At 59.7% G+C, this 20,639-nt stretch carries 23 protein-coding genes; 11 read left to right on the forward strand and 12 right to left on the reverse strand.

Annotated elements, in window-relative coordinates; translation table 11 throughout:
• The 3 genes from flgA to LG31_RS0105030 all read left to right on the forward strand — a co-directional run.
• On the forward strand, positions 1 to 433 hold a 433-nt coding region (gene flgA / locus LG31_RS0105020; protein ID WP_033113407.1), incomplete at its 5' end, for a flagellar basal body P-ring formation chaperone FlgA.
• 93 nt (positions 434 to 526) lie between these two features.
• Entirely contained in the window at positions 527 to 856 is a 330-nt protein-coding gene (flgM, locus tag LG31_RS0105025; RefSeq protein WP_033113408.1) for a flagellar biosynthesis anti-sigma factor FlgM, read from the forward strand.
• Entirely contained in the window at positions 853 to 1,269 is a 417-nt protein-coding gene (locus LG31_RS0105030) for a flagella synthesis protein FlgN (RefSeq protein ID WP_033113409.1), read from the forward strand. The genes flgM and LG31_RS0105030 overlap by 4 nt, the downstream gene beginning before the upstream one ends.
• A 44-nt stretch (positions 1,270 to 1,313) precedes the next feature.
• Here the strand turns inward: LG31_RS0105030 and yfcE are convergent, their stop codons facing one another.
• Both yfcE and LG31_RS0105040 read right to left on the reverse strand, forming a co-directional pair.
• Complete coding sequence (yfcE, locus tag LG31_RS0105035) at positions 1,314 to 1,856, reverse strand: phosphodiesterase (protein WP_033113410.1); 543 nt, start codon at positions 1,854 to 1,856, stop codon at positions 1,314 to 1,316.
• Positions 1,857 to 1,866: 10 nt separating this feature from the next.
• Complete coding sequence (locus LG31_RS0105040; protein ID WP_033113411.1) at positions 1,867 to 3,504, reverse strand: peptide ABC transporter substrate-binding protein; 1,638 nt, start codon at positions 3,502 to 3,504, stop codon at positions 1,867 to 1,869.
• A gap of 156 nt (positions 3,505 to 3,660) precedes the next feature.
• On the opposite strand from LG31_RS0105040, the gene LG31_RS0105045 reads away from it, so the two are divergent.
• A complete protein-coding gene (locus LG31_RS0105045) occupies positions 3,661 to 4,560 on the forward strand; it encodes a DMT family transporter (RefSeq protein WP_033113412.1) in 900 nt (299 codons plus the stop codon).
• Between the two features lie 13 nt (positions 4,561 to 4,573).
• On the opposite strand, the gene rsuA is transcribed toward LG31_RS0105045, so the two are convergent.
• Positions 4,574 to 5,266, reverse strand: a complete 693-nt coding sequence (gene rsuA / locus LG31_RS0105050) for a 16S rRNA pseudouridine(516) synthase RsuA (RefSeq protein ID WP_033113413.1) — start codon at positions 5,264 to 5,266, stop codon at positions 4,574 to 4,576.
• Positions 5,267 to 5,432: 166 nt separating this feature from the next.
• Here rsuA and LG31_RS0105055 point away from each other — a divergent pair, with 166 nt between their 5' ends.
• Positions 5,433 to 6,632 (forward strand): HD-GYP domain-containing protein, encoded by a 1,200-nt coding sequence (locus tag LG31_RS0105055; RefSeq protein ID WP_033113414.1) that lies wholly within the window; start codon positions 5,433 to 5,435, stop codon positions 6,630 to 6,632.
• 11 nt (positions 6,633 to 6,643) lie between these two features.
• On the opposite strand, the gene LG31_RS0105060 is transcribed toward LG31_RS0105055, so the two are convergent.
• Together LG31_RS0105060 and fsa are read right to left on the reverse strand one after the other, a co-directional pair.
• Positions 6,644 to 6,832, reverse strand: coding sequence for a hypothetical protein (locus tag LG31_RS0105060; protein ID WP_033113415.1), 189 nt, complete (start codon positions 6,830 to 6,832; stop codon positions 6,644 to 6,646).
• Positions 6,833 to 6,930: 98 nt separating this feature from the next.
• Complete coding sequence (gene fsa, locus LG31_RS0105065; protein WP_033113416.1) at positions 6,931 to 7,581, reverse strand: fructose-6-phosphate aldolase; 651 nt, start codon at positions 7,579 to 7,581, stop codon at positions 6,931 to 6,933.
• Positions 7,582 to 7,709: 128 nt separating this feature from the next.
• Here fsa and LG31_RS0105070 point away from each other — a divergent pair, with 128 nt between their 5' ends.
• From LG31_RS0105070 to LG31_RS0105090, 5 genes are all read left to right on the forward strand, one after another.
• Positions 7,710 to 8,606, forward strand: a complete 897-nt coding sequence (locus tag LG31_RS0105070; protein WP_033113417.1) for a glycyl-radical enzyme activating protein — start codon at positions 7,710 to 7,712, stop codon at positions 8,604 to 8,606.
• Between the two features lie 52 nt (positions 8,607 to 8,658).
• Positions 8,659 to 11,091 carry a formate C-acetyltransferase/glycerol dehydratase family glycyl radical enzyme gene (locus LG31_RS0105075; RefSeq protein WP_033113418.1) on the forward strand — a complete coding sequence of 811 codons (2,433 nt, stop codon included), beginning with the start codon at positions 8,659 to 8,661 and terminating at the stop codon, positions 11,089 to 11,091.
• A gap of 92 nt (positions 11,092 to 11,183) precedes the next feature.
• On the forward strand, positions 11,184 to 11,930 hold the full coding sequence (locus tag LG31_RS0105080; RefSeq protein WP_033113419.1) for a DeoR/GlpR family DNA-binding transcription regulator: 747 nt from the start codon (positions 11,184 to 11,186) through the stop codon (positions 11,928 to 11,930).
• Between the two features lie 122 nt (positions 11,931 to 12,052).
• Positions 12,053 to 12,946: an EamA family transporter gene (locus LG31_RS0105085; RefSeq protein WP_033113420.1), complete on the forward strand. Its 894-nt coding sequence runs from the start codon at positions 12,053 to 12,055 to the stop codon at positions 12,944 to 12,946.
• 122 nt (positions 12,947 to 13,068) lie between these two features.
• A complete protein-coding gene (locus LG31_RS0105090; RefSeq protein ID WP_033113421.1) occupies positions 13,069 to 14,919 on the forward strand; it encodes an extracellular solute-binding protein in 1,851 nt (616 codons plus the stop codon).
• A 100-nt stretch (positions 14,920 to 15,019) separates the two neighbouring features.
• Here LG31_RS0105090 and LG31_RS0105095 read toward each other — a convergent pair whose 3' ends face one another.
• A complete protein-coding gene (locus tag LG31_RS0105095) occupies positions 15,020 to 15,412 on the reverse strand; it encodes a DUF2750 domain-containing protein (protein WP_033113422.1) in 393 nt (130 codons plus the stop codon).
• Positions 15,413 to 15,571: 159 nt separating this feature from the next.
• Positions 15,572 to 16,126, reverse strand: coding sequence for a hypothetical protein (locus LG31_RS0105100; protein WP_033113471.1), 555 nt, complete (start codon positions 16,124 to 16,126; stop codon positions 15,572 to 15,574).
• A gap of 245 nt (positions 16,127 to 16,371) precedes the next feature.
• On the opposite strand from LG31_RS0105100, the gene LG31_RS0105105 reads away from it, so the two are divergent.
• Positions 16,372 to 16,620, forward strand: coding sequence for a TIGR02647 family protein (locus LG31_RS0105105; protein ID WP_033113423.1), 249 nt, complete (start codon positions 16,372 to 16,374; stop codon positions 16,618 to 16,620).
• Here LG31_RS0105105 and LG31_RS0105110 read toward each other — a convergent pair.
• The 5 genes from LG31_RS0105110 to pdhA form a co-directional block, all read right to left on the reverse strand.
• On the reverse strand, positions 16,607 to 16,912 hold the full coding sequence (locus LG31_RS0105110) for a hypothetical protein (RefSeq protein ID WP_033113424.1): 306 nt from the start codon (positions 16,910 to 16,912) through the stop codon (positions 16,607 to 16,609). The genes LG31_RS0105105 and LG31_RS0105110 overlap by 14 nt on opposite strands.
• A gap of 92 nt (positions 16,913 to 17,004) precedes the next feature.
• A complete protein-coding gene (locus LG31_RS0105115; RefSeq protein WP_005302803.1) occupies positions 17,005 to 17,214 on the reverse strand; it encodes a cold-shock protein in 210 nt (69 codons plus the stop codon).
• Between the two features lie 206 nt (positions 17,215 to 17,420).
• Entirely contained in the window at positions 17,421 to 18,521 is a 1,101-nt protein-coding gene (locus LG31_RS0105120; RefSeq protein ID WP_033113425.1) for a dihydrolipoamide acetyltransferase family protein, read from the reverse strand.
• A complete protein-coding gene (locus LG31_RS0105125; protein ID WP_033113426.1) occupies positions 18,518 to 19,504 on the reverse strand; it encodes an alpha-ketoacid dehydrogenase subunit beta in 987 nt (328 codons plus the stop codon). The genes LG31_RS0105120 and LG31_RS0105125 overlap by 4 nt, the downstream gene beginning before the upstream one ends.
• Positions 19,497 to 20,585 (reverse strand): pyruvate dehydrogenase (acetyl-transferring) E1 component subunit alpha, encoded by a 1,089-nt coding sequence (pdhA, locus tag LG31_RS0105130; RefSeq protein ID WP_033113427.1) that lies wholly within the window; start codon positions 20,583 to 20,585, stop codon positions 19,497 to 19,499. Before pdhA ends, LG31_RS0105125 begins: the two co-directional genes overlap by 8 nt.
• Between the last annotated feature and the right edge of the window lie 54 nt (positions 20,586 to 20,639).

A 20,639-nucleotide genomic window follows, 5' to 3' on the forward strand; every position in this document is an offset into this window, starting at 1 on the left:
CCTGAAATGTGAGGAAGACAAACCCTGGGATGTCTATCTTCCGGTACGAGTGAGCATCCAGAAGCCCTATGTAACGGTCAACGCTCCGATTGCCAAAGGCGACCTATTGAGTGAAAGCCAGCTGCAACTGGGTTATCAGGATCAGACGCTGATCCGCGGCGACTACCTGACCGACATGAGCATGCTGGTCGGCGTACGCAGCAAACGAGAAATCAAACCGGGGCAACCAATCCGTTTGAGTCAGGTGTGTGTAGTGTGCAAAGGTGATCAGGTCACTCTGACAGCCGAAAATAGCAGCTTCCAGATCAAAACCATGGCCCGAGCCTTGCAAGATGGCAGCTTCGGAGAGATCATCAAGCTTGTTAATATTCGCTCCGGAAAAACTGTCGAAGGAAAAGTCAGTGCAGTCGGTGCCGTAACGGTCACTTTTTAAATGTCGGGTTTATCACCAACTTTTTTCTAAAGTTTTGACCTGTCGCACCGATAAACAGGTAAGCAAACCTTAAAGCAGACGAAGGTAACTCAAATGGCCATCAACAATATCAACAACTTGGCGAATAATCGGTTGCAAAACACCGTTAGCAGCCAGGGGACAGGCAGCAAGTCAGTCACCTCTTCTTCGCCAGAGCCCGAAAATAAAGCGGCTGCAGTCAAGCTGGACTCCGTCTCCTTGACCAGTGAGGCCCAACAATTGCAAAAGATGCAGCAGAATCTCAATACGGCCTCTACCGGCAACGAAAGCAAGGTCGAGCGGCTCAAGAAAGCCGTTGCCAGTGGCGAATATCAGGTTAACAGCGAAGCTGTGGCCAAAAAGATGTTCAGCTTTGAGACCAATCTGGACAAAGTTCTCGGATGATGGATCTGCCTTCGTTACTGCACACCCAGGATGAACACCTCAGCCAGATGCAAAGCATTCTGGAAGAGGAGTTCTCCTTGCTCGAAAAGCATCAGGCACTGGCCCTGCCTGAACTCACCGAGCGAAAACAGCTGCTGCTTGCTGAGATAGAGAGTCTGGATAAACAGCTGGCCCAATTGCCTGAGTTGGCTCAGCAACTGGCAGCTTATCCTGACGAGATGACCCGGCTCCGGGAAAAACTGGATGCCTGTCAGGAACAAAATGACCTCAACGGTCGACTGCTGGAGCTCAGTATTGTCTCCAATCGCCGTCTTGCGAGCTTTCTGAGCCAGCTGCGCGATCGCAACAGCCTCACCTACGATGCCAAGGGCAATACCCGCTCAGGCACCCGCTCCTTCGGTATCAAGGCCTGACTCTCGACGAATCGGGCCTTGCCACTTTCTGCAATCAATAAGACCTACAGCGCCAGTCGCAGTAATTCTCGCCCGTCGACACAACTCTTGACGCTCAGTACGCCCGCCTCATAGCAGCCATAACTGGCCGGCAGTTCACCGCGTGGAAAACAGATGGAGCCCGGATTCATCAAGATCTGGTCTCCCTGCCGCTCCAGTACCGGAACATGACTATGGCCGCTCAAAAATACACTGTCCGCAGGCAGTTGCACCTCATCGGGGCGGTAGAGATGCCCGTGGCTCATAAACCAGCGGCGCCCATCAACCAGCAGCTGGTTGTAAGGGGCTGTGATGGGAAACATAAGCAACATCTGATCCACTTCGGAATCGCAATTTCCACGCACCGCCATGATATAGGGGGCCAGCTCGTTGAGCCGCTCGGCAACTGCGGCCGGGTTGTATCCTTCAGGCACGGGATTGCGCGGGCCGTGGTTGAGCAGATCGCCGAGCAACAGGTAGTGGTCGGGCTGCCAGGAGTCCAGCCGTGACAACGCCAGCTCCAGCGCTGTGATGCTGCCGTGAATGTCGGAAATAATGGCAAGTTTCATGAAGTGCTCCTTACAGCGGGCCGAAATAGAGATCCTTGGTGGCAATCGTCCCTTTCAGATTCTGGCTGGGCAACCCGTGCAAAGTGGGATCAACCAGTCGCATCTGATTGTAATGATACACGGGGATGATAGGCGCCTCTTCCATCAGCAGCTGTTCGGCATGCTGATAGAGTGCAACCCTGCTCTTCTCATCCAGAGTACTGACCGCCTGTTCCAGCAACAGATCAAAATCGGGATTGCAGTAACCGCTCTCGTTGCGCAGATCCTGGCAGCGGAAACTGTTCAACATGGCCGAGGGCTCGACGTAATCACCGAACAGAAAGCTTCTTGCCACCAGAAAATCACCGCTATCCTTGGCAACCTGATAGCTGTTCCACTCCAGATTGTTGAGCGTGACCTCAACCCCCAACTGACGCCACATATCGGCAATCAGGGTAGCTATCTTCTTGTGGGTATCTGCCGTGTTGTAGGTAATGCTCAGCCTGAGTGGATGAGCACTGCTGTAACCGGCTGCGGTCAGCAATGCAACGGCCCTGGCCTGGCGGGTCATCTGATCCTCCAGTGCAACAGGGAGAGAGAGGTGGGAGTAACCCGGCATATCAGGCACCAGAGACCAGGCCGCCAGCTCCTCCTGGCCGATCACCGACTTGGCCAACTGATAGCGGTCGATGGTAATGGAGAGCGCCTGGCGCACCCGCACATCCTGCAACTCGGGGCGGCGCACGTTGAAGGTATAGAGATAGGTACCCAACAACGGCGATCCCCAGACTCGCAGCGGATCGCTCTGCTTCATCTTCTGGTAATAGTCGGGCGATACCCGGTTGGTCAGCTGTATCTCGCCCGCTTCATAACGCAAGCGCTCGGCATGTTGTGAGGCGATGGGTAGGTAGGTGACTCGCTGAATACGGGTATGGCGATCATTCCAGTAATTGCTGTTGCGCTCCGCCTCAAGCCGCTCGTTGGTCACCCGGCTTGCCAAGCGATAAGCACCATTGCTCACCAGCTTGCCGGCCTCGGTCCACTGTTTGCCAAAACGAGCTATAGCCTTCTGATTGACCGGCACAAATGGCAGCTGGCTGATGAGCTGCAGGAAATAGGGCACCGGTCGCTCCAGAGTAACTTTCAAAATCTGGTCACTCTGCGCCTCAACCCCGAGATTGGCGGGCTCCAGCGCACCGGCATAGATGGACTGGGCATTGTTGATCCCGGCAGTCAGTAGCAAGGTCGCCGAGGGAGAGCCGAGGGCAGGATCAAGCAGCCGGCGCCAGGCGTAGACAAAGTCATCGGCAACCAGCGGATCACCATTGGACCACTTCAACTGTGGACGCAGGAAAAACCGCCATTCGAGGCCATCTTCGCTAACTTCCCAACGCGCAGCCTGGGCAGGAACAATGCGTCCCTGGCCATCCTCGCTGACCAGACCTTCAAAGAGATCCACCAGCACCTCTTCCCCGGGAAAACCGCTGCGCATCAACGCCGGATCCAGAGAGTCGGGTTCACCGCCATTGCCCTTGACCAGCACCTGCCGATCCGACAAGCGGGGCGCCATCTCCACCGTAGTGGCGTATGCCGGCGGTAGCGCCAGCACACCGAGCAAAAGCGGGGAAAGCCAGCGTTGCGCCAGCCGGGGGAAGAGACCATACCTCATGACAAAACCTCGAATAAAACCACTGCAGGAGGGGAAGGCCGACGGCGCGCCTGATGAATGCCTGATGCCGCCCTTGTTATCCCCGAAAACGCCCCGTATTGTATCGGGCTTGCCCCGGAGATGGAGTCTTTAGGGTTAATTTTTTCGGGAGTTTTTATGGGTTATGAGTGGCTGGCTCTCGCATCGGCCAGTTTATGGGCAGTTGCCGCCCTGATTTCGGTCAAACCAGCCCGCCATCTGGGCCCGTTTGCCTATAGCCGCTGGCGGATGTTTCTGGTCAGCCTGATGCTTGGCAGCATCAGTCTGCTGACTGGCGGCTGGCACACCCTCTCCGGCAGCGCCCTTCCCCTACTCGCCCTGTCCGGACTGATCGGTATCTTTATCGGCGATACCGCCCTCTACGCCTGCATGAACCGGCTCGGCCCGCGGCGCAGCGGTTTGCTCTTCTCCTGCCATGCCCTCTTCTCTGCCCTGCTCGGGCTCTGGATCTTCAACGAACAGTTGACCGGCTCGCGACTGGCTGGCGCCCTGCTGGTCTTTGCCGGCGTCATGCTGGCCATCCTGTTTGGTCGGCGCAGCAGTGGCAGCGAATGGGAGCGGATACGGGGAAGTCTGGCTATCGGCGTGGCTCTGGGCCTCACCGCCGCCCTCTGTCAGAGTCTGGGCGCCATCATCGCCAAGCCGGTCATGATGAGCGGCAACGTCGATGCGGTGAGTGCATCGGGAGTCAGGATGGTCAGCGCCCTGCTGGCCCACTGCGCATTCCGACTGACCGGATTGCCGCTGACCCGACCATTTCGTCCCATCAACCGTCAAATCTTCGGCATGATCGCCATCAACGGCTTTCTGGCCATGGCGCTAGGGATGACGCTGATCCTGCTCGCATTGCGACACGGCGATGTGGGAATGGTGGCGATTCTATCCTCCACCACGCCGGTGATCCTGCTGCCGCTCTTGTGGTGGCACTCGGGGGAACGGCCTTCGGCGGCGGCATGGTGCGGAACCCTGCTCGCCACGCTGGGCACAGTGCTGGTACTGGGTGCCAGCGGCCACTGACACCCGGGAGGATTTAGAAGAGAGCGATCTCGTCGGCCGTGAGTTCACGGTACTCGCCGGGCGCCAGATCTGCATCCAGCGCCAAGCCGCCGACCTGCTCGCGGTGCAGACCCACCACCTTGTTGCCGATGGCGGCAAACATCCGCTTCACCTGATGGTACTTGCCCTCATGAATGGTGAGGCGCGCCTCGCACTCACCCAGCAACTCAAGCTGGGCAGGCCGAGTTTTATCGGTCTCGTTACGCAGGTATACCCCTTCGGCGAACAGCTCGATCGCATCGGGGCTCACCGGATCGGCCAACCAGACGTGATAGGTCTTAGCACACTCGTGGCGGGGAGAAGTGATGCGATGGGACCACTGACCGTCGTCGGTCACCAGCACCAGGCCGGTAGTGTCGAGGTCAAGGCGCCCCACCACGTGCAGCTTGCCCATGGAGGGCTCATCCATCAGGAAGAAAACGGTCGGATGATCGGGATCCTCGTTGGAGCAGACATATCCCTCGGGTTTGTGCAGCATGAAGTAGCGATTGCGGCGATCCAGCGTCAGGACAACGCCGTCGAACTCGATCTGGCTCTCTTCGTTGATATGAAAAGCGGGCTGCTTGACCACGATGCCATCCACCATGACCTCACCCTGACGGATCAGTTTGCCAGCGAGCGAACGGGTCAAATCGGAACAGTCGCACAGAAATTTATCAAGCCGCATTCACAACCTCGGAGTCCAAAAAGTAAAGGGGCAACATTATATCTGGCGGGGGCGACAACGCCACTGTTAACGGGCGGCCAATTGTGACGAAGTGGCCATCCGATGTTACACTGCGCTATGACCCATCACGGGCGATACTCATAATAATAAATCTCGGGAAGCCGCCATGAAGTCTCAAGCATCCTATCCTGTCATCCCCGTCAATCAGCTGAAACCCGGCATGTATGTCATCGCTATTGCCAGTCAGACCGGCGGGATGGAAATTGCCCAGATGGGGTTGGTCACCACTCAGGGACAAATTGCCAATCTGGTTCGTCAGGGTGTACTCACGGTGCGGATCGATCTCTCCCGCAGCAAGCTGGGTCATGCCGAGAGCGAAGCGGTCGCTTCGCCGGAGCTTGGCAACGGCAGCGATCAGGCCAGACGCCGGGTCAGTGCCAACGGTGAGGGCAAGGAGCTCAAGATCCGCCGCCTCTATCAGGAAGCGCGCGAGCTGCAAGGCAAGTTCATCAGCCACCTCAAGGCGGGCGAACCCATCGATATCACGCCGCTGGCCGAAGTCGCCGAAGAGATGGTAGACACCATGTTTACTCACGGCGATGCCATGCTCTGTCTGGCCCGCATCCGCGCCAAGGATGCCTACCTGATGGAGCACTCCATGAACGTTGCCATCCTGTTGGCCAATTTTGGCCGCTATCTGGGACTGGAGCGCAGCGTGCTCAAGGAGCTGACGCTCGGGGGGTTACTGCACGATGTGGGCAAGATCATGACGCCCGACGAGGTGCTCAACAAACCGGGCAAGCTGACTGACGAGGAGTTCGATATCATGCGCCAGCATGTGGTGCACAGTTACGAGATATTGAGCAACACACCAGGCATCACCCCCACCATGCTGGAAGTGGCCGCCAACCACCACGAGCGGCTCGATGGCACCGGATATCCGCGGCGTCTGAAAGGCGATCAGCTCTCACTCTATACCCGCATGAGCGGGATTGTTGATGTCTATGACGCCATCACTGCGGATCGGGTCTACAAGGCAGGAATGCAGCCGACCCAGGCGTTTCGCATCCTGCTCAAGGGGTTGCACAACCACTTCGATGCCGAGCTGGTCACCAAGTTCATCAAATGCATGGGGGTCTATCCGGTGGGTACGCTGGTGCAGCTGTCAAACCAGCGGCTGGCCATCGTCATGCAGCGCAATCAGCAGGAGCCGCTCAAGCCGGTGGTCAAGGTGATCTATCACGCGACCCAGCGCCACTACCTTGATGTGCAGTGGCTGGATCTCGCCAAAAACGGGGTTCAGGAAACCATCGAAAACACGGTTGATCCCAAGGAGTTTGGCATCAATCTGGCCAACTTCGTCTAAATCCGCTCCGTCTAGCCTGGCTCGCCTTCTCGCCGCCGCTCGGCGCAATGCTGGATGAGAAACTCCTCATCCAGTGGCGACAAATCAAAACGGATACACGCCTCTTCGATGGCTCGAATATCGTGTTGATGGTGCTCGCTGAGCCAGCGCACGGCGCGGCGCAGATCTTCACCATGGGGCAGCAGGGAGTGGTCGCTCATGGGGCACCTCCGGTCAGCCATCGACACCAGCCCGTCACATCGGGCTCTCCTTTATAGCTTAGCCCTCTGCCACCCCATCATCTTGCCTTCAATCAGGCTCAGGCAAATGCCTGCTGCCAATCCTGATCGAATTTCGCCAGCGCCGCGTCTACCGCCGGCACTCTCAGCAGTTGCTCGGCCACGTCGAGCGGCAGAGTGATGGATTGGCAGCCCGTCAGCAGGCAGTCGAGCGCCTGGCGCGGCGTGCGGAACGACGCCGCCAGCACCTTGCTGCCCGGAACATGCAGCGCCAGCAGCTGTTGCAGCTCCTGCACGGTGGCAATGCCGTCGCCCCCCTGCGCATCCAGCCGGTTGACATAAGGTGCCACGTATTCAGCCCCCGCCACCGCCGCCAGCCACCCCTGCAGCGGGGTATAGACCGCCGTGCCCAGCGTCGGCACCCCGTTGGCAGTCAGGGTCTTGATGGCTGCCAATCCCTCTTCACATACCGGGATCTTGATCACCAGGTCCCGGTCCAGTTCACGCAGGGCAAACGCCTCGCGCACCATCTCGGTCTCGGTTTTGGCCATCACCTGGGCAAACAACCGCGCCTTGGGCCCAAGCACCTCCCGCAAGGCGGGCAGCAACTCGGTCAGCGGCATGCCGCCTGCCGCGGTAATGGACGGATTGGTGGTGACGCCAGCCAGCGGCAGGATCCGTGACCAGCGGCGCACCGCAGCCACATCGGCAGTATCGAGATAAAGCTCCATCTCTGACTCCTTAAAGGGATGTTCAATCTGTCGCCATTTTAGCGAAATAACATCCGCGCTTTATTTGATCAAAATCAAATCAACTTTCGAACGAAAGCAAATAGAATGCAAATACAAAAGGAGGCGGTATGATTTTCGACCTGCAACGATATTCAACTCACGATGGCCCCGGCATTCGCACCCTGGTATTTCTCAAGGGGTGCTCGCTGGCCTGTCGCTGGTGTCAAAACCCGGAAAGCCGCTCTCCCAAGCCGGACATACTACTCGACCGGCGCCAATGCATCGAGGGATGTCGGCTCTGCAGCGATGCCTGTCCGGCAATCTTGCGTGACAGTCAGGGTGTCCAGCTCGTCCGCTCTGCCCTCAGCAATCAGGATGTGGAACGGCTGCGCGGCCTCTGCCCGAGCGAAGCGTTGCAGGTGTGCGGCCGGGAGGAGAGCCTGGACACCCTGATGGCCACCATCTTGCGGGATCGCCCCTTCTTCGAGCACAGTGGCGGCGGAGTCACCCTCTCTGGCGGAGAGCCCTTTATGCAGCCCGAATTTGCTGCCAACCTGCTGGCCCGATGCAAAGCCGAGGGGCTCCATACCGCAGTGGAAAGTTGCCTGCACGTACCCTGGCACCAGATTGAACCAAGCCTCCCCCACCTCGACCTGCTGCTGGCAGACCTCAAGCATGTGGATGAAGTGCGCTTCTTCGACTGGACCCGCGGCAAGGTCGCCCTGCCTCTGGCCAACCTTAAGCGTCTGGCCGAGCGCGGCGTGGCGATGCAGATCCGGGTGCCGCTCATCCCCGGTTTCAATGCCGACCGCGCATCCATAGAAGCCATCACCCAGGCCGCAGCCAGCCTTGGCACTGTGCAGGAGATCCACTTTCTCCCCTACCACACCTTGGGCGCGGGCAAGTACGCCCTGCTCGACCAACCCTATCAGGCCCCCCTGCAGCCACTCGATGACCCGGCACTGCTCGCCTTTGCCCATGAGTGTGCCCGTGAGCAGAGGCTGACCCCGTTCACCCGGGGCTAGCAACACCCCATGACATCAGCCACTCACAGCACAATGACCAGAGGATAAGACCATGACCCAGCTCGACCTCACTACCCTGCCCCCGCGGATCCGTGCCCACAAGGAGAGCCTGATCCACATCGTCCAACCGCCGGTCTGCACCGAGCGCGCCCGTCACTACACCGAGGCCTATCAAGCCCATCTGGCACGGCCGCTGCCGGTGCGCCGCGCTCTGGCGCTGGCCCACCACCTCAAGGAGCGCACCATCTGGATCAAGCACGACGAGCTCATCGTCGGCAACCAGGCAAGTCAGGTGCGGGCGGCGCCGCTCTTTCCCGAATACACGGTGGGCTGGATCGAGAAGGAGATCGATGAGCTGGCCGACCGCCCCGGCGCCGGCTTTGCGGTGAGCATGAGAGACAAGCAGATCATCCACACTCTCACCCCCTTCTGGCGCGGCCAGACGGTACAGGATCGCTGCTATGGCCTCTTTACCGATGAACAGAAGGGACTGCTGGAGAGCGGCATCATCAAGGCCGAGGGCAACATGACCTCGGGGGATGCCCACCTTGCAGTCAATTACGAGCAGCTGCTCACCCTCGGTCTCGATGGCCTCAAGGCCAAGGTGGCCGAGCGGCGCAGCCGGCTCGATCTGGCTGACTGGGCCGATCTGCAACGCGAGCAGTTTTTGCAGGCCGTCGCCATTACCTTCGATGCCGTCAGCCAGCACATCGAACGCTACGCCGCGCTGGCCCGCGACATGGCAGCACAGGAATCGCGCCCCGAGCGCCGGAGTGAACTTGAGACCATAGCACTCAACTGCGCCCACATCGCCCACCAGCCCCCCGAGACCTTCTGGCAGGCGCTGCAGCTCTGTTACTTCATCCAGCTCATCCTGCAGATCGAATCCAACGGCCACTCGGTGTCGTTTGGCCGGATGGACCAGTACCTCTATCCCTGGTATCGCCGCGAGGTGGAATTGTCGGAATCCCTGCCGCGCGGGCGTGCCATCGAACTGCTGCAAGGGTGCTGGCTCAAGTTGCTGGAGGTGAACAAGATCCGCTCCGGCACCCACTCCAAGGCATCCGCCGGCAGCCCGCTCTATCAGAACGTCACCATCGGCGGCCAGAACTGGCAGGGGGGCAAAGCCCATGACGCGGTCAACGGTCTCTCCTACGCGATTCTGGAGTCCTGTGGCCAGTTGCGCTCGACCCAGCCCAACCTCTCGGTGCGCTACCACGCCGGCATGAGCGAGGATTTTCTCGACGCCTGCATTCAGGTGATCCGCTGTGGCTTTGGCATGCCCGCCTTCAACAACGACGAGGTGGTGATCCCCGAATTCATCAAGCTCGGCGTCAGTGAGGAGGATGCCCACCACTACGCCGCCATCGGCTGCATCGAGACCGCAGTGCCCGGCAAGTGGGGCTATCGCTGCACCGGCATGAGCTTTATCAACTTCGCCCGCATCCTGCTGGCGGCGCTGGATGGCGGCCGCGATGCCACCACCGGCAAGGTATTTTTGCCCCAGTCCCAGTCACTGCGGGACGGCACCTTCGGCCACTTCGACGAGGTGATGGCGCGCTGGGACGAGCAGGTACGCTACTTCACCCGCAAGTCCATCGAGATCGACTGCGTGGTCGACAGCGTGCTGGAAGCCCAGGCCCACGATATCCTCTGCAGCGCCCTGGTGGATGACTGCATCGAGCGCGGCAAAACCATCAAGCAGGGGGGCGCCGTCTATGACTGGGTCTCCGGCCTGCAGGTGGGGATCGCCAACCTGGGCAACAGTCTGGCGGCCCTGAAGAAACTGGTGTTCGAACAGGGGGTGGTGGATCAGCGTGAGCTGGCCGAAGCGCTCGAGCAGGATTTTGCCGGGGTCAAAGGCGAGCAGCTACGCATGCGCCTCACCAATGCCGCCCCCAAATATGGCAACGATCTGGACGAGGTAGACATGCTGCTGGTACAGGCCTACCAGAGCTACATCGACGAGCTCAAGGGACTGCACAACACCCGTTTCGGGCGCGGCCCCATCGGCGGCACCTACTATGCGGGCACTTCTTCCATCTCGGCCAACGTGCCTTTTGGTGCAGCCACCATGGCCACCCCGGATGGCCGCCACGCCCGCACCCCGCTAGCAGAAGGGGCCAGCCCCTCGTCGGGTTCGGATCGCCTCGGCCCCACGGCGGTGTTCAACTCCCTCGGCAAGCTGCCCACGGCGGCCATCCTCGGCGGGGTGCTGCTCAACCAGAAGCTGAGCCCGGCAAGCCTTGAAAACGAACGGGACAAGGCCAAGCTGATGAGCCTGCTGCGCACCTTCTTCGAGGTACACAAGGGGTGGCACGTGCAGTACAACATCGTCTCGCGGGAAACCCTGCTGGCGGCCAAGGCCCATCCCGATCAGTACCGGGATCTGGTGGTGCGAGTGGCAGGCTATTCAGCCTTCTTCACTGCCTTATCCCCCGATGCGCAAGATGATATCATCGCCCGAACCGAGCACAGTCTCTGACGGGCCCCACCAGGGGCAGCTGTGCCCCTTTATGACCGGCAAGCCACCCGCGGGGTGGCTTGCCGCTATCCACTGTCAACCAGCGAGGTCCCATGAACCCACGCCACCAACTGATCCTCACCCTGGTCCATCAGGCCCGCAAGATGAGCGTGAGCGAGCTCTCCCAACGTACCGGGGTCTCGGAGGTGACGGTGCGTAACGACCTGACTGCGCTCGAAAAGCAGGGATTGCTCAAGCGGGTGCACGGCTCGGCCATGGCGCTGGAGAGCGACGACCCCGATGCCCGGATGAACATCAACTACCTGCTCAAGGAGCGCCTCGCCGAGCGGGCCGCCCAGCTGGTGGAGGATGGCGAGACGGTCTTTATCGAGGGGGGCAGCGCCAACGCCCTGCTGGCCCGCCATCTGGCCCTGCACAAGCGGGTCACCATCATCACCATCAGCAGTTACATTGCCCACCTGCTGCGCGACACCCAGGCTCAGGTAGTGCTGCTCGGCGGCCTGTTCCAGCATCAGAGCGAGAGCGTGGTGGGGCCGCTGACCCGGATGTGCATCGAGCAGGTGCACTTCTCCAAGGCCTTCATCGGGGTAGACGGTTTTCATCCCGAGATGGGCTTCACCGGCCGCGACATGATGCGGGCCGACGTGGTCAATAGCGTGCTGGCCAAGGGGGTGACCAATGTGGTCATCACCGACAGCAGCAAGTTCGGCGCCATCCACCCGAGCCCGCTCGGTACGCCGGGGCAGATCGGCGTGCTGGTCACCGACGACGCCCTGCCTGCCCCCATGCGGGCCACCCTGGCCGCGCGCGGCATCACAGTACACTGCGTCGCCGCCTGAATCGCACCTTGCCACCCGTTGTCAAGCCGCTATCCCGTCCTGCAGCTTGACGGCGCCCACAGAGGCTGGGGTATGCTCGTCCTCTTTTGGCCTCTCCCGGGCCACAGACCGAAGGACGCAGCATGCACACCAAGGACAAGTTTCTGGCCGCTCTGGTCATCCTCTGCTGGGGGCTCAACTTCGTCGCCATCAAGTGGGGGCTGGAGGGCATCCCCCCTCTGCTGCTTGGGGCGCTGCGCTTTATCGGCGTTGTCTTCCCCGCCATCTTGCTGGTCCCCAGACCCGCCATGCCGTGGCGCTGGCTGCTGGCCTATGGCGGTGCCATCAGCCTCGGCCAGTTCTCCTTTCTGTTCTGCGCCATGAAGTTCGGCATGCCGGCTGGCATGGCTTCGCTGGTGCTGCAATCCCAGGTGGTGTTCACCCTGCTGTTCGCCATGATCTGGCTGGGTGAGCGCTGGCAACCCCACCACTGGGTGGCCCTGCCGCTGGCGGGGGCCGGCCTCTATCTCATCGCCACCCATGGCGAAGGCAATCTGACCCTGCTCGGCTTCGTGCTGACCCTCTGCGCGGCCGCCTGCTGGGGCCTTGGCAACGTCATCAATCGCCAGATCGGGCTGCGCTATCAGACTACACTGCCGAGCCTTATCGCCTGGGGTGGACTGGTGCCCATCCTCCCCTTCCTCGCGCTATCCTGGCTGTTCGAGGGGCCCGAGCTGATGGCGAGCAGCCTGCTCAATATCAGCTGGCAAGGTTTCCTGTGCGTGCTCTATCTCTCCTTTGTCGCCACCTGGCTCGGCTACGGCCTGTGGGGGCGGCTGCTGATGCGCTATCCGGTGGCGCAGGTAGCCCCCCTATCCCTGCTGGTGCCCTGCGTCGGCATGGTGGCGGCAGCCCTGCTGCTGGACGAGCATCCCACTTCGTTGCAGTGGCTGGGCTCAGCTCTGGTGCTACTCGGCTTTGTGGTACATCTGCTGGGCGGACGGCTGCGCTGGTTCAAACCGCAGGCTGCCGCCTGACCCCTTATTTGCCCGCCGCCATTGACCGGGGCGAGGAAAATTTCCATCATGAGCCTGTCCCCAACGGGGCTGAAGCCACCATCAGGTGACCTGCAGGACGCAGCTATCAGGAGAGCAAGGATATGCCATCGACATTCACCGCCGGATCCCGGATCATTCCGCGCCTTCTTCGCACCAGTGCCATCACCCTGACCCTCTGTTTGAGTCACTACGGCTGGAGCGCCACTCTGCCAGCCGATTTGAAGTGGGAGAGCAACAACACGGATCCCGTTTACGCAGATCCTGCTGCCAAACGGGGGGGGACATTCCGCGACTTCGTCACCAGCTTCCCCCTCACCCTGCGCAAATTCGGGCCTGACTCCAACGGTGCGTTTGCCGCCTATGTCAGGGAGACCAACCTGCCGCTGCTGGCCACTCACCCCATTAGCGGAAACCCCATGCCGATGCTGGCGAGTGAATGGGCTTTCGGCTCCGACAACAAGACCCTCTATTTTCGCATCAACCCGAAAGCTCGCTGGTCGGACGGCCAACCGGTCACCGCCGATGACTGGGTGTTTACCCTCAAGATGATGCGCAGCAAGGAGATAAACGATCCCTGGTACAACAACTACTACAGTACCCAGATTGTCGATGTGACCCGCTTTGACGACCACACCCTCTCCATCACCAGCGGCACCGCAAAGAGCCGCCAGGATCTGCTGGAGTCACTGCCCATCAGCCCGGAGCCAAGCCACGCCATCAAGCTCACCAGCAATTGGGTCAAGGAGTACAACTGGAAGGTGCTACCGGTCACCGGCCCCTACCAGCTCGACGAGGTGAAGAAGGGCAAATCGATCACCTTCAAGCGGGTCAAGGATTGGTGGGGCGATGACGAGCGCTACTTCCAGCGCCGCTTTAATCCGGAGCGACTCGAGATCAAGGTGATCAGGGATCAGAACATCGCCTGGCAGCACTTCCTGCGCGGCGAGCTCGATACCTTCCCGCTGGTGATGCCCAACTGGTGGCATGACAAGAGCAAAACGCCGGAGTTCGAGAAGGGCTATATCGAGCGGCTCTGGTTCTATAACCAGACCCCGCAATCCCCCACGGGGCTCTATCTCAATACCGCCGATCCGCTGCTGAGCAATCTCGATGTGCGGCTCGGCATCCAGCACGCCCTCAGCATCGACAAGATGCTCACCACCCTGCTGCGCGGGGATTATCAGCGCCTCAACAGCTACGGCGCGGGTCAGGGAGATTTTACCAACACCGATCTCAAGGCGCGGCCCTTCGATCCCAAACTGGCTCGCACCTACTTTGCCAAGGCAGGTTTCACCTCCGCCGGCCCTGACGGTATTTTGCAAAACGGCAAGGGAGAGCCACTCACCCTGACCATCACCTACACCACGGCAGAGCACGCCCAGCGCCTGACCCTGCTGCGGGAAGAGGCCAAGAAGGCGGGACTCAATCTGGAGCTAAACCTGATGGATGCTTCGGCCGGCTTCAAGTCGATGCTGGAGAAAAAGCACCAGAGTGCCTGGATGGCCTGGAGCGCTGGCCGCTACCCCGCCTACTGGGAGCACTTTCACAAGATCAACGCCCACAAGCCGCAGACCAACAACATCATGAACATCGATGACGAGGCGATGACCGCCCTGGTAGAGCAGTACGACAAGGCATTCGATTTTGGCAAAAAGGCCGAGCTGTCGCGCCAGATCCAGCAGCGACTCTATGAGCTTGCCAGCTTCGTGCCCACCTATCAGGTGCCCTACACCCGGGATGGCGCCTGGCGCTGGATAAAACTGCCCAAGGTCCCCGCTACGCCCAAGAGCGAGTTGCTCCACTGGCCCCTCGATGGCGGCAACAGTGGTTACAGCTATGGCGGTCTGTTCTGGATCGACGAACAGGTAAAAAGTGAAACGCTGGAGGCCATCAAGAGCGGCCAGAGCTTCCCTCCCGTTACTCAGGTCGATACCCGCTTCAAGCAGCCCTGAGCCAGCGGCAGAGATAGCAAAAGACCCCGCACACTGGCGGGGTCTTTTTTTGCAACCTGGTTTTTTGCAACCTGAGTTGCTCGCGTCAAGCTGGAGGCGATTAGCCGCGCTTGGCCTGCTTCTGGGCAATAGCGTCGGCGATGTCGGCCGGCTCCAACACGATACCTTCCTGATCCGGGGTCGGGAACACGGCGACGCACAGTTCGTCCTGCTCCATGCCGTCGATCCAGCGATCCAGCCACACCTTGAGGGTGATGGACTGCGGCTTGCACTCGGCCCACTCCCCTTCGGCCCACGCCTTGGCGTATTCCGGATGCGGCCATACCGGGATGCAATCTTCATCGTCGGTAGTCAGCATCATGACGCCGTGCTCATCGGTCAGCACAAACAGCTCTTCATGCTCGACCAGCTTGCTGATGAAGTGATCGTAACGGTAGTCAGCGTTCAGTTGCAGCGCGGCATTGCGCTCGGTGTCGCTCAGTTCATAGCTCATTGGCCAAGTCTCTCTCAATCGATAAAGGGCGCCATGTTCACATCTTGTGGTCAGCTTGTCCAGCCTGCCGCCCCCTGACGCCAGACGGGGGAAACAGAACGCCCATAAGGATAGAGCAGGGAGCCGGATAAAAAAGTCAGGATAGCCACATTGGCCGGATTAAAACGCCGGGGTGATCAGCTCCACATCCGGCGTTTCACTCAGTTTTTGCCGCAGCCAGTAGGCTGACTCGACCTCGACAAAGCAGAGCTGATCCCGACCACTTGCCGCCGCACTCATCAACTGCTCAAAGCGAAGCTGCTGCTGCGCCAGCCAGGCTGTCGCCAGTTTGGCGCCGTGCGCTTCATCGACCACTTCGCGGCGCAGCTCGAACAGGTTGTCACTGATGGGACTGTTGATCTTGGCAGCACTGTGCCAATACATCTGCAGGTTCTCCATCATCTCGGCATCGTAGTTGGCCAAGGCATCCAGCTCGGCAGTCGCGCCCTCCTTACCGGTGGCAAAGTCGCACCAGCCGGCATCGAGACTCGCCAGTTCACGGGCCTGAGCCCCTTTGGCATGCTTGCGCAGCTGGGCAATATCGCTCCCATTGCGGGCAGGCAACCACAGATCACCCTCATGACTCTCCAGCAAGGAGGTCAACAGCGAGACGGGGTAGACCGGAAAACCGGCAGAGTGTGAATGCAGCAGGGATACCAGAGTGATCTTGACCATGAGCAATACCTTGAGCTGGGCGAACAGCCGCAAGCGAACCGTCCGGTTAACAGGAGGGCTCTATCCTATCACGTTTGGCATGGTGAGGGGCTTGTAGGGAGAAGTGGCAACCATCTGATTACGCCCAAAAAAACAGCACTCGGCAGGGTACGACAGAGACAAAGACCAATAGTTTGAACCAGCGCCCACTAAAGTGGATCCGGGAGTGCTAGTTTGCATACATCTTTAGCGTAAGGAGTAGATCCATGATTGGTATCGATCAGATTTCTGATGACGTAATAAACCAGTTGAAGATACTGGCATGCTTTGATCCGGCCAACATGAGCCTGGGCATCAAATTACGCAGCGACATGTCTGAAGAGCTGTGCCAGGCAGCGGTTCGCCTGCATCAGCAGGGGCTCATCAGTGCCGAAGATGGCGGCTACCTCACCCCGTTTGGCATGACCATGGTAGAGCATTTGCAGCACCTGCTGGTCGCACTCAAACCGCTTTGACCGGCTGAGGAGCCCACAGCGAAAAGTTGAGCAGCTCCCAGCGCTCTCCCTGATGGAGATGACAGGCAAACAGCAAAGGACCTTCGGGTCCTTTTACTTTGCCATCGACCAGCCACTCTGACTCCCTGTTGGGGATCTGGCGGGCCTCAATTTCGTCCGGTAGCCGCTCTTCACCTAGCCGCACATGGACAAACTGCTGGCAAACCCTCTCTGCCTCCATAGCTGCCTGTACCGGCACGGGCTCATCCACAATCGGGGTCAATGCAGTCAGGAGTAACAGGGTCTGGAACATGATTCACACACCGTATGAGTCAGGAAAAAAGGCCATATAAACAAAAAGCCGTGGTACCAAGGGCACCACGGCTTTCTTAAATTCTGTAAGAATTACAGAGCAGTTACGTTCTCAGCCTGCGGGCCTTTCTGACCTTGGGTCACAGAGAACTGTACGCGCTGACCTTCAGCCAGGGTACGGAAACCGTTACCTTGAATGGCGCTGAAGTGAACGAAAACGTCCGGGCCGTTTTCTTGCTGGATGAAGCCAAAACCTTTGGTTTCGTTGAAAAACTTAACGGTACCGGTGATCATGTTAGACATATCTTTAAACCTGTATTCAAAATAATTACTTATGCTTTTCAGCGGGTAAAGCTCAAAAAACGGGATTAATTTATGAACAACAGGAAAAGATGTAAAACATCAAATTCATTGACATAACTATCGCCCTTTCAAGCTGCCTAGGATTATACGTGGCTTTGTAGATTACGCAAACAAATTTGTGCCCTGCCAACGGCAGGGCACAACCGTTACAGGGTCGGCGCTTCCAGCGCTTGTACCAGTGCCTTGAGGAAGCGTGCCGCCTCGCCGCCGGTACAGGCTCTGTGGTCAAATGTCATCGACAGCGGCAACGCCCTGACGGGGCGTGCTTCACCATGGATGAACACCACTTTCTCGAACAGCTTGCCTGCCCCTATGATGGCCACCTGCGGCGGTGTCACGATGGGGCTGGCATAGCGACCCGCGATGGCGCCGAAGTTGGTGAGCGTAATAGTCGCCCCCTGCAACATCTCGCGCGGCACGGCGCGCGCCTTCACATCGGCGATCATCCGATCCAACCCTTGGCGCAGATCGGTTCCCTCCCGCTCTGCCACGTTCTCCATCACCGGCACATAGAGGCCATGCTTGGAATCCACCGCAATGGCCACATTGACCTCTTTAAACAGCCGCCGTGATAGAGTTTCACCATCAAACCAGGCGTTCATCGAGGGCTCAGCGCAGCACGCCACGCCAATGGCCTTGATAAGGCGCACCGTCACATCCTCATCAGGGCGCCAGTGACGCAAATCCACCTCGTCGGTAATGCTGACCGGCACCACCGTCTGATGAGAAAGCTCCATCGCCTTGGCCATGGCCCGTCGTGACCCTTTGAGGAACTCGTTGCCGCTACTTTGCTGAGCTTCGAATGCCTGCTGCACATCCAGCTCGGTCACCATGCCGCCGCTGCCACTCCCCTTAATCCGGTCGATATCCAGACCCAATTTTTGTGCCAGCAGTCGCACGGCTGGCATGGCTTGCACCAGTGCGCCACCGGGGGCAATTGCCCCCACCACAAAGTGATCCTCGATATGCTGCTGATGGGCGCTCACCTTGCCCACCACGGTGCCATCATCCTCACCCCCCTCGAACTCCACCAGCGGCGCACCGATATGGAGGATATCCCCCTCGGCGCCGCAGAGACGGGCGATCACCCCGGCCACCGGAGAGGGTACATCCACCAGCGCCTTGGCCGTTTCCACCGACAACAGCACCTGATCGACCTCGACGGTATCACCGGCACTCACCTTCCACTCAACGATCTCGGCTTCGGCCAGTCCTTCACCCAGATCCGGTAATTTGAAAAATTTCATAGCCACTGGTTCTCCATCAGCTGGTGAGCGGCATAGGCGATATCCTGCTCGGTAATGAGGTAATACGCTTCGTTGCGATAGTAGGGAACGGCGGCATCCACGCCGGTCAGCCGCTTGGGGGGCGCTTTGAGGCTAGGAAGTGCCTGCTCGGTCACCCGCGCCACAATTTCGGCACCGACGCCGAAGCTACCGCACGCCTCGTGCACCACCAGCAGTCGGCCGGTCTTGCGCACCGAGGTAAGGATGGTCTCCATATCCAGCGGCTTGATGGTGGCCAGATCCAGCACCTCGCACTGGATATCCTGCTCGGCCAGCAGGTTCGCCGCCCGCATCACCTCCTGAATGCAAGCCCCCCAGGCCACTACCGTGATATCCCGGCCCGGGCGCAGGGTGAAACAGACATCCAGCGGCAAGCCGATACCGTCATCCACCACCTCGGATTTCATCGAGCGGTAGATGCGATCCGGTTCGAAAAACATCACGGGATCCGGATCGCGGATGGCCGAGAGCAGCAGGCCATAAGCACGCCTCGGGCTGGAGGGGATCACCACCCGCAGCCCCGGAATATGGGCAAACAGCGCCTCAACGCTCTCGCTGTGATGCTCAGGCGAGTGAATGCCCGCGCCATAAGGGGAACGATAGACGAGGGGACAGGAGAGGCGGCCACGGGTACGGTTTCGCATCCGCGCCGCCTGACAGATGATCTGCTCCATCCCGGGGAAGATGAAGCCCTGAAACTGGAACTCCGCCACCGGCTTGAGCCCCTGGGTCGCCATGCCGACCGCCACCCCGGCGATCAATCCCTCGGCCAGCGGTGTGTCGATCACCCGCTTGAAACCGAACTTGTCGCGCAAGCCCACTGTGGCGCGAAACACCCCGCCATTGACCCCCACATCCTCGCCCAGTACCACCACATCCGGGTCGTGCTCCATCTCGTAGTGAAGGGCCATGTTGACCGCTTCCAGCAAACTGATCTCACTCATGGCCAGCCTCCTGTTTCATCCCCTTGGCAATCACTCGCTCACGCTGGGACAGCAGTTCGGCGGGCAGGCTGGCATAGTGATAATCGAGCATCGCCTCCGGCGGCTGGGGCGCCATCGCCTCATAACGGGCGACCGCCTGCTCTACCTCTCGGGCGGCCTCCGCCAGCAGGCTCTGCTCCTGCTCTTCATCCCACCACCCCTGGCTGTGCATAAACTGGCGCAGCCGCTTGACGGGCTCCTTGGCCCAGGCAGCCTCGACCTCGGCCCCGTCGCGATAGCGTGTGGCATCGTCAGCCGTGGTGTGATCGCCGAGGCGATAGCTGACCGCTTCGATCAGGGTCGGTCCCTTGCCGCTGCGGGCCCGCTCAACGGCACTGCGAGCGGCATCGTAGACAGCGACCACATCATTGCCATCCACCTGCAGGCTGCGCACCCCGGCACCAATCCCCTTCTGGGCCAGCGTAGGAGCGCTCGATTGCAACTTGCGTGGCACCGAGATGGCCCACTGGTTGTTGTTGACTATGATGACCATCGGCAGGTGCCAGACACCGGCGCAGTTGAGCCCCTCCAGAAAATCTCCCTTGGAGGTGCCGCCGTCGCCGATGGTGACCACGGCGACGCGCGGTTGATTACGCAGTTTGAAGGCGGACGCAATGCCACAGGCGTGGGTGATCTGGGTGGCGATGGGGACGCAGATGGGGAGATCTTCAGAGGGAGTCCCATCAGGTTTGAGAAAATAACTGCCCCGCTCGTCACCACCCCAATATTGCAGGTTCTTCTCCATCGGCACGCCCCGCACATAGAGGGTGGGCATGTCCCGATAGTAGGGGACGTAGACATCCTGCGGCTGCATGGCGAGACCAATGCCAATCCCCACGGCTTCTGCGCCGAGATGGGAGGGAAAAGTACCGAGTTTGCCGGTTCGTTGCAGCGCTATCGCTTTTTTGTCATAGCTGCGCACCATCACCATATTGCGGTAGAAAGTGTGCAGTATCGCCTTGTCCAGCCAGGTCGGTAAGGTGGCGACCGGGCACCCTTCCGCATCGAGGTAACGAAGGAAAGGGATGTCGACATGGGTCATAACTGGCTCCTTGCCGTTGTAGGCGTCACCGATGCTGGTGACACTTAGATGTAA

The sequence above is a fragment of the Aeromonas lacus genome (genome assembly GCF_000764665.1).
GTDB lineage: Bacteria > Pseudomonadota > Gammaproteobacteria > Enterobacterales > Aeromonadaceae > Aeromonas > Aeromonas lacus.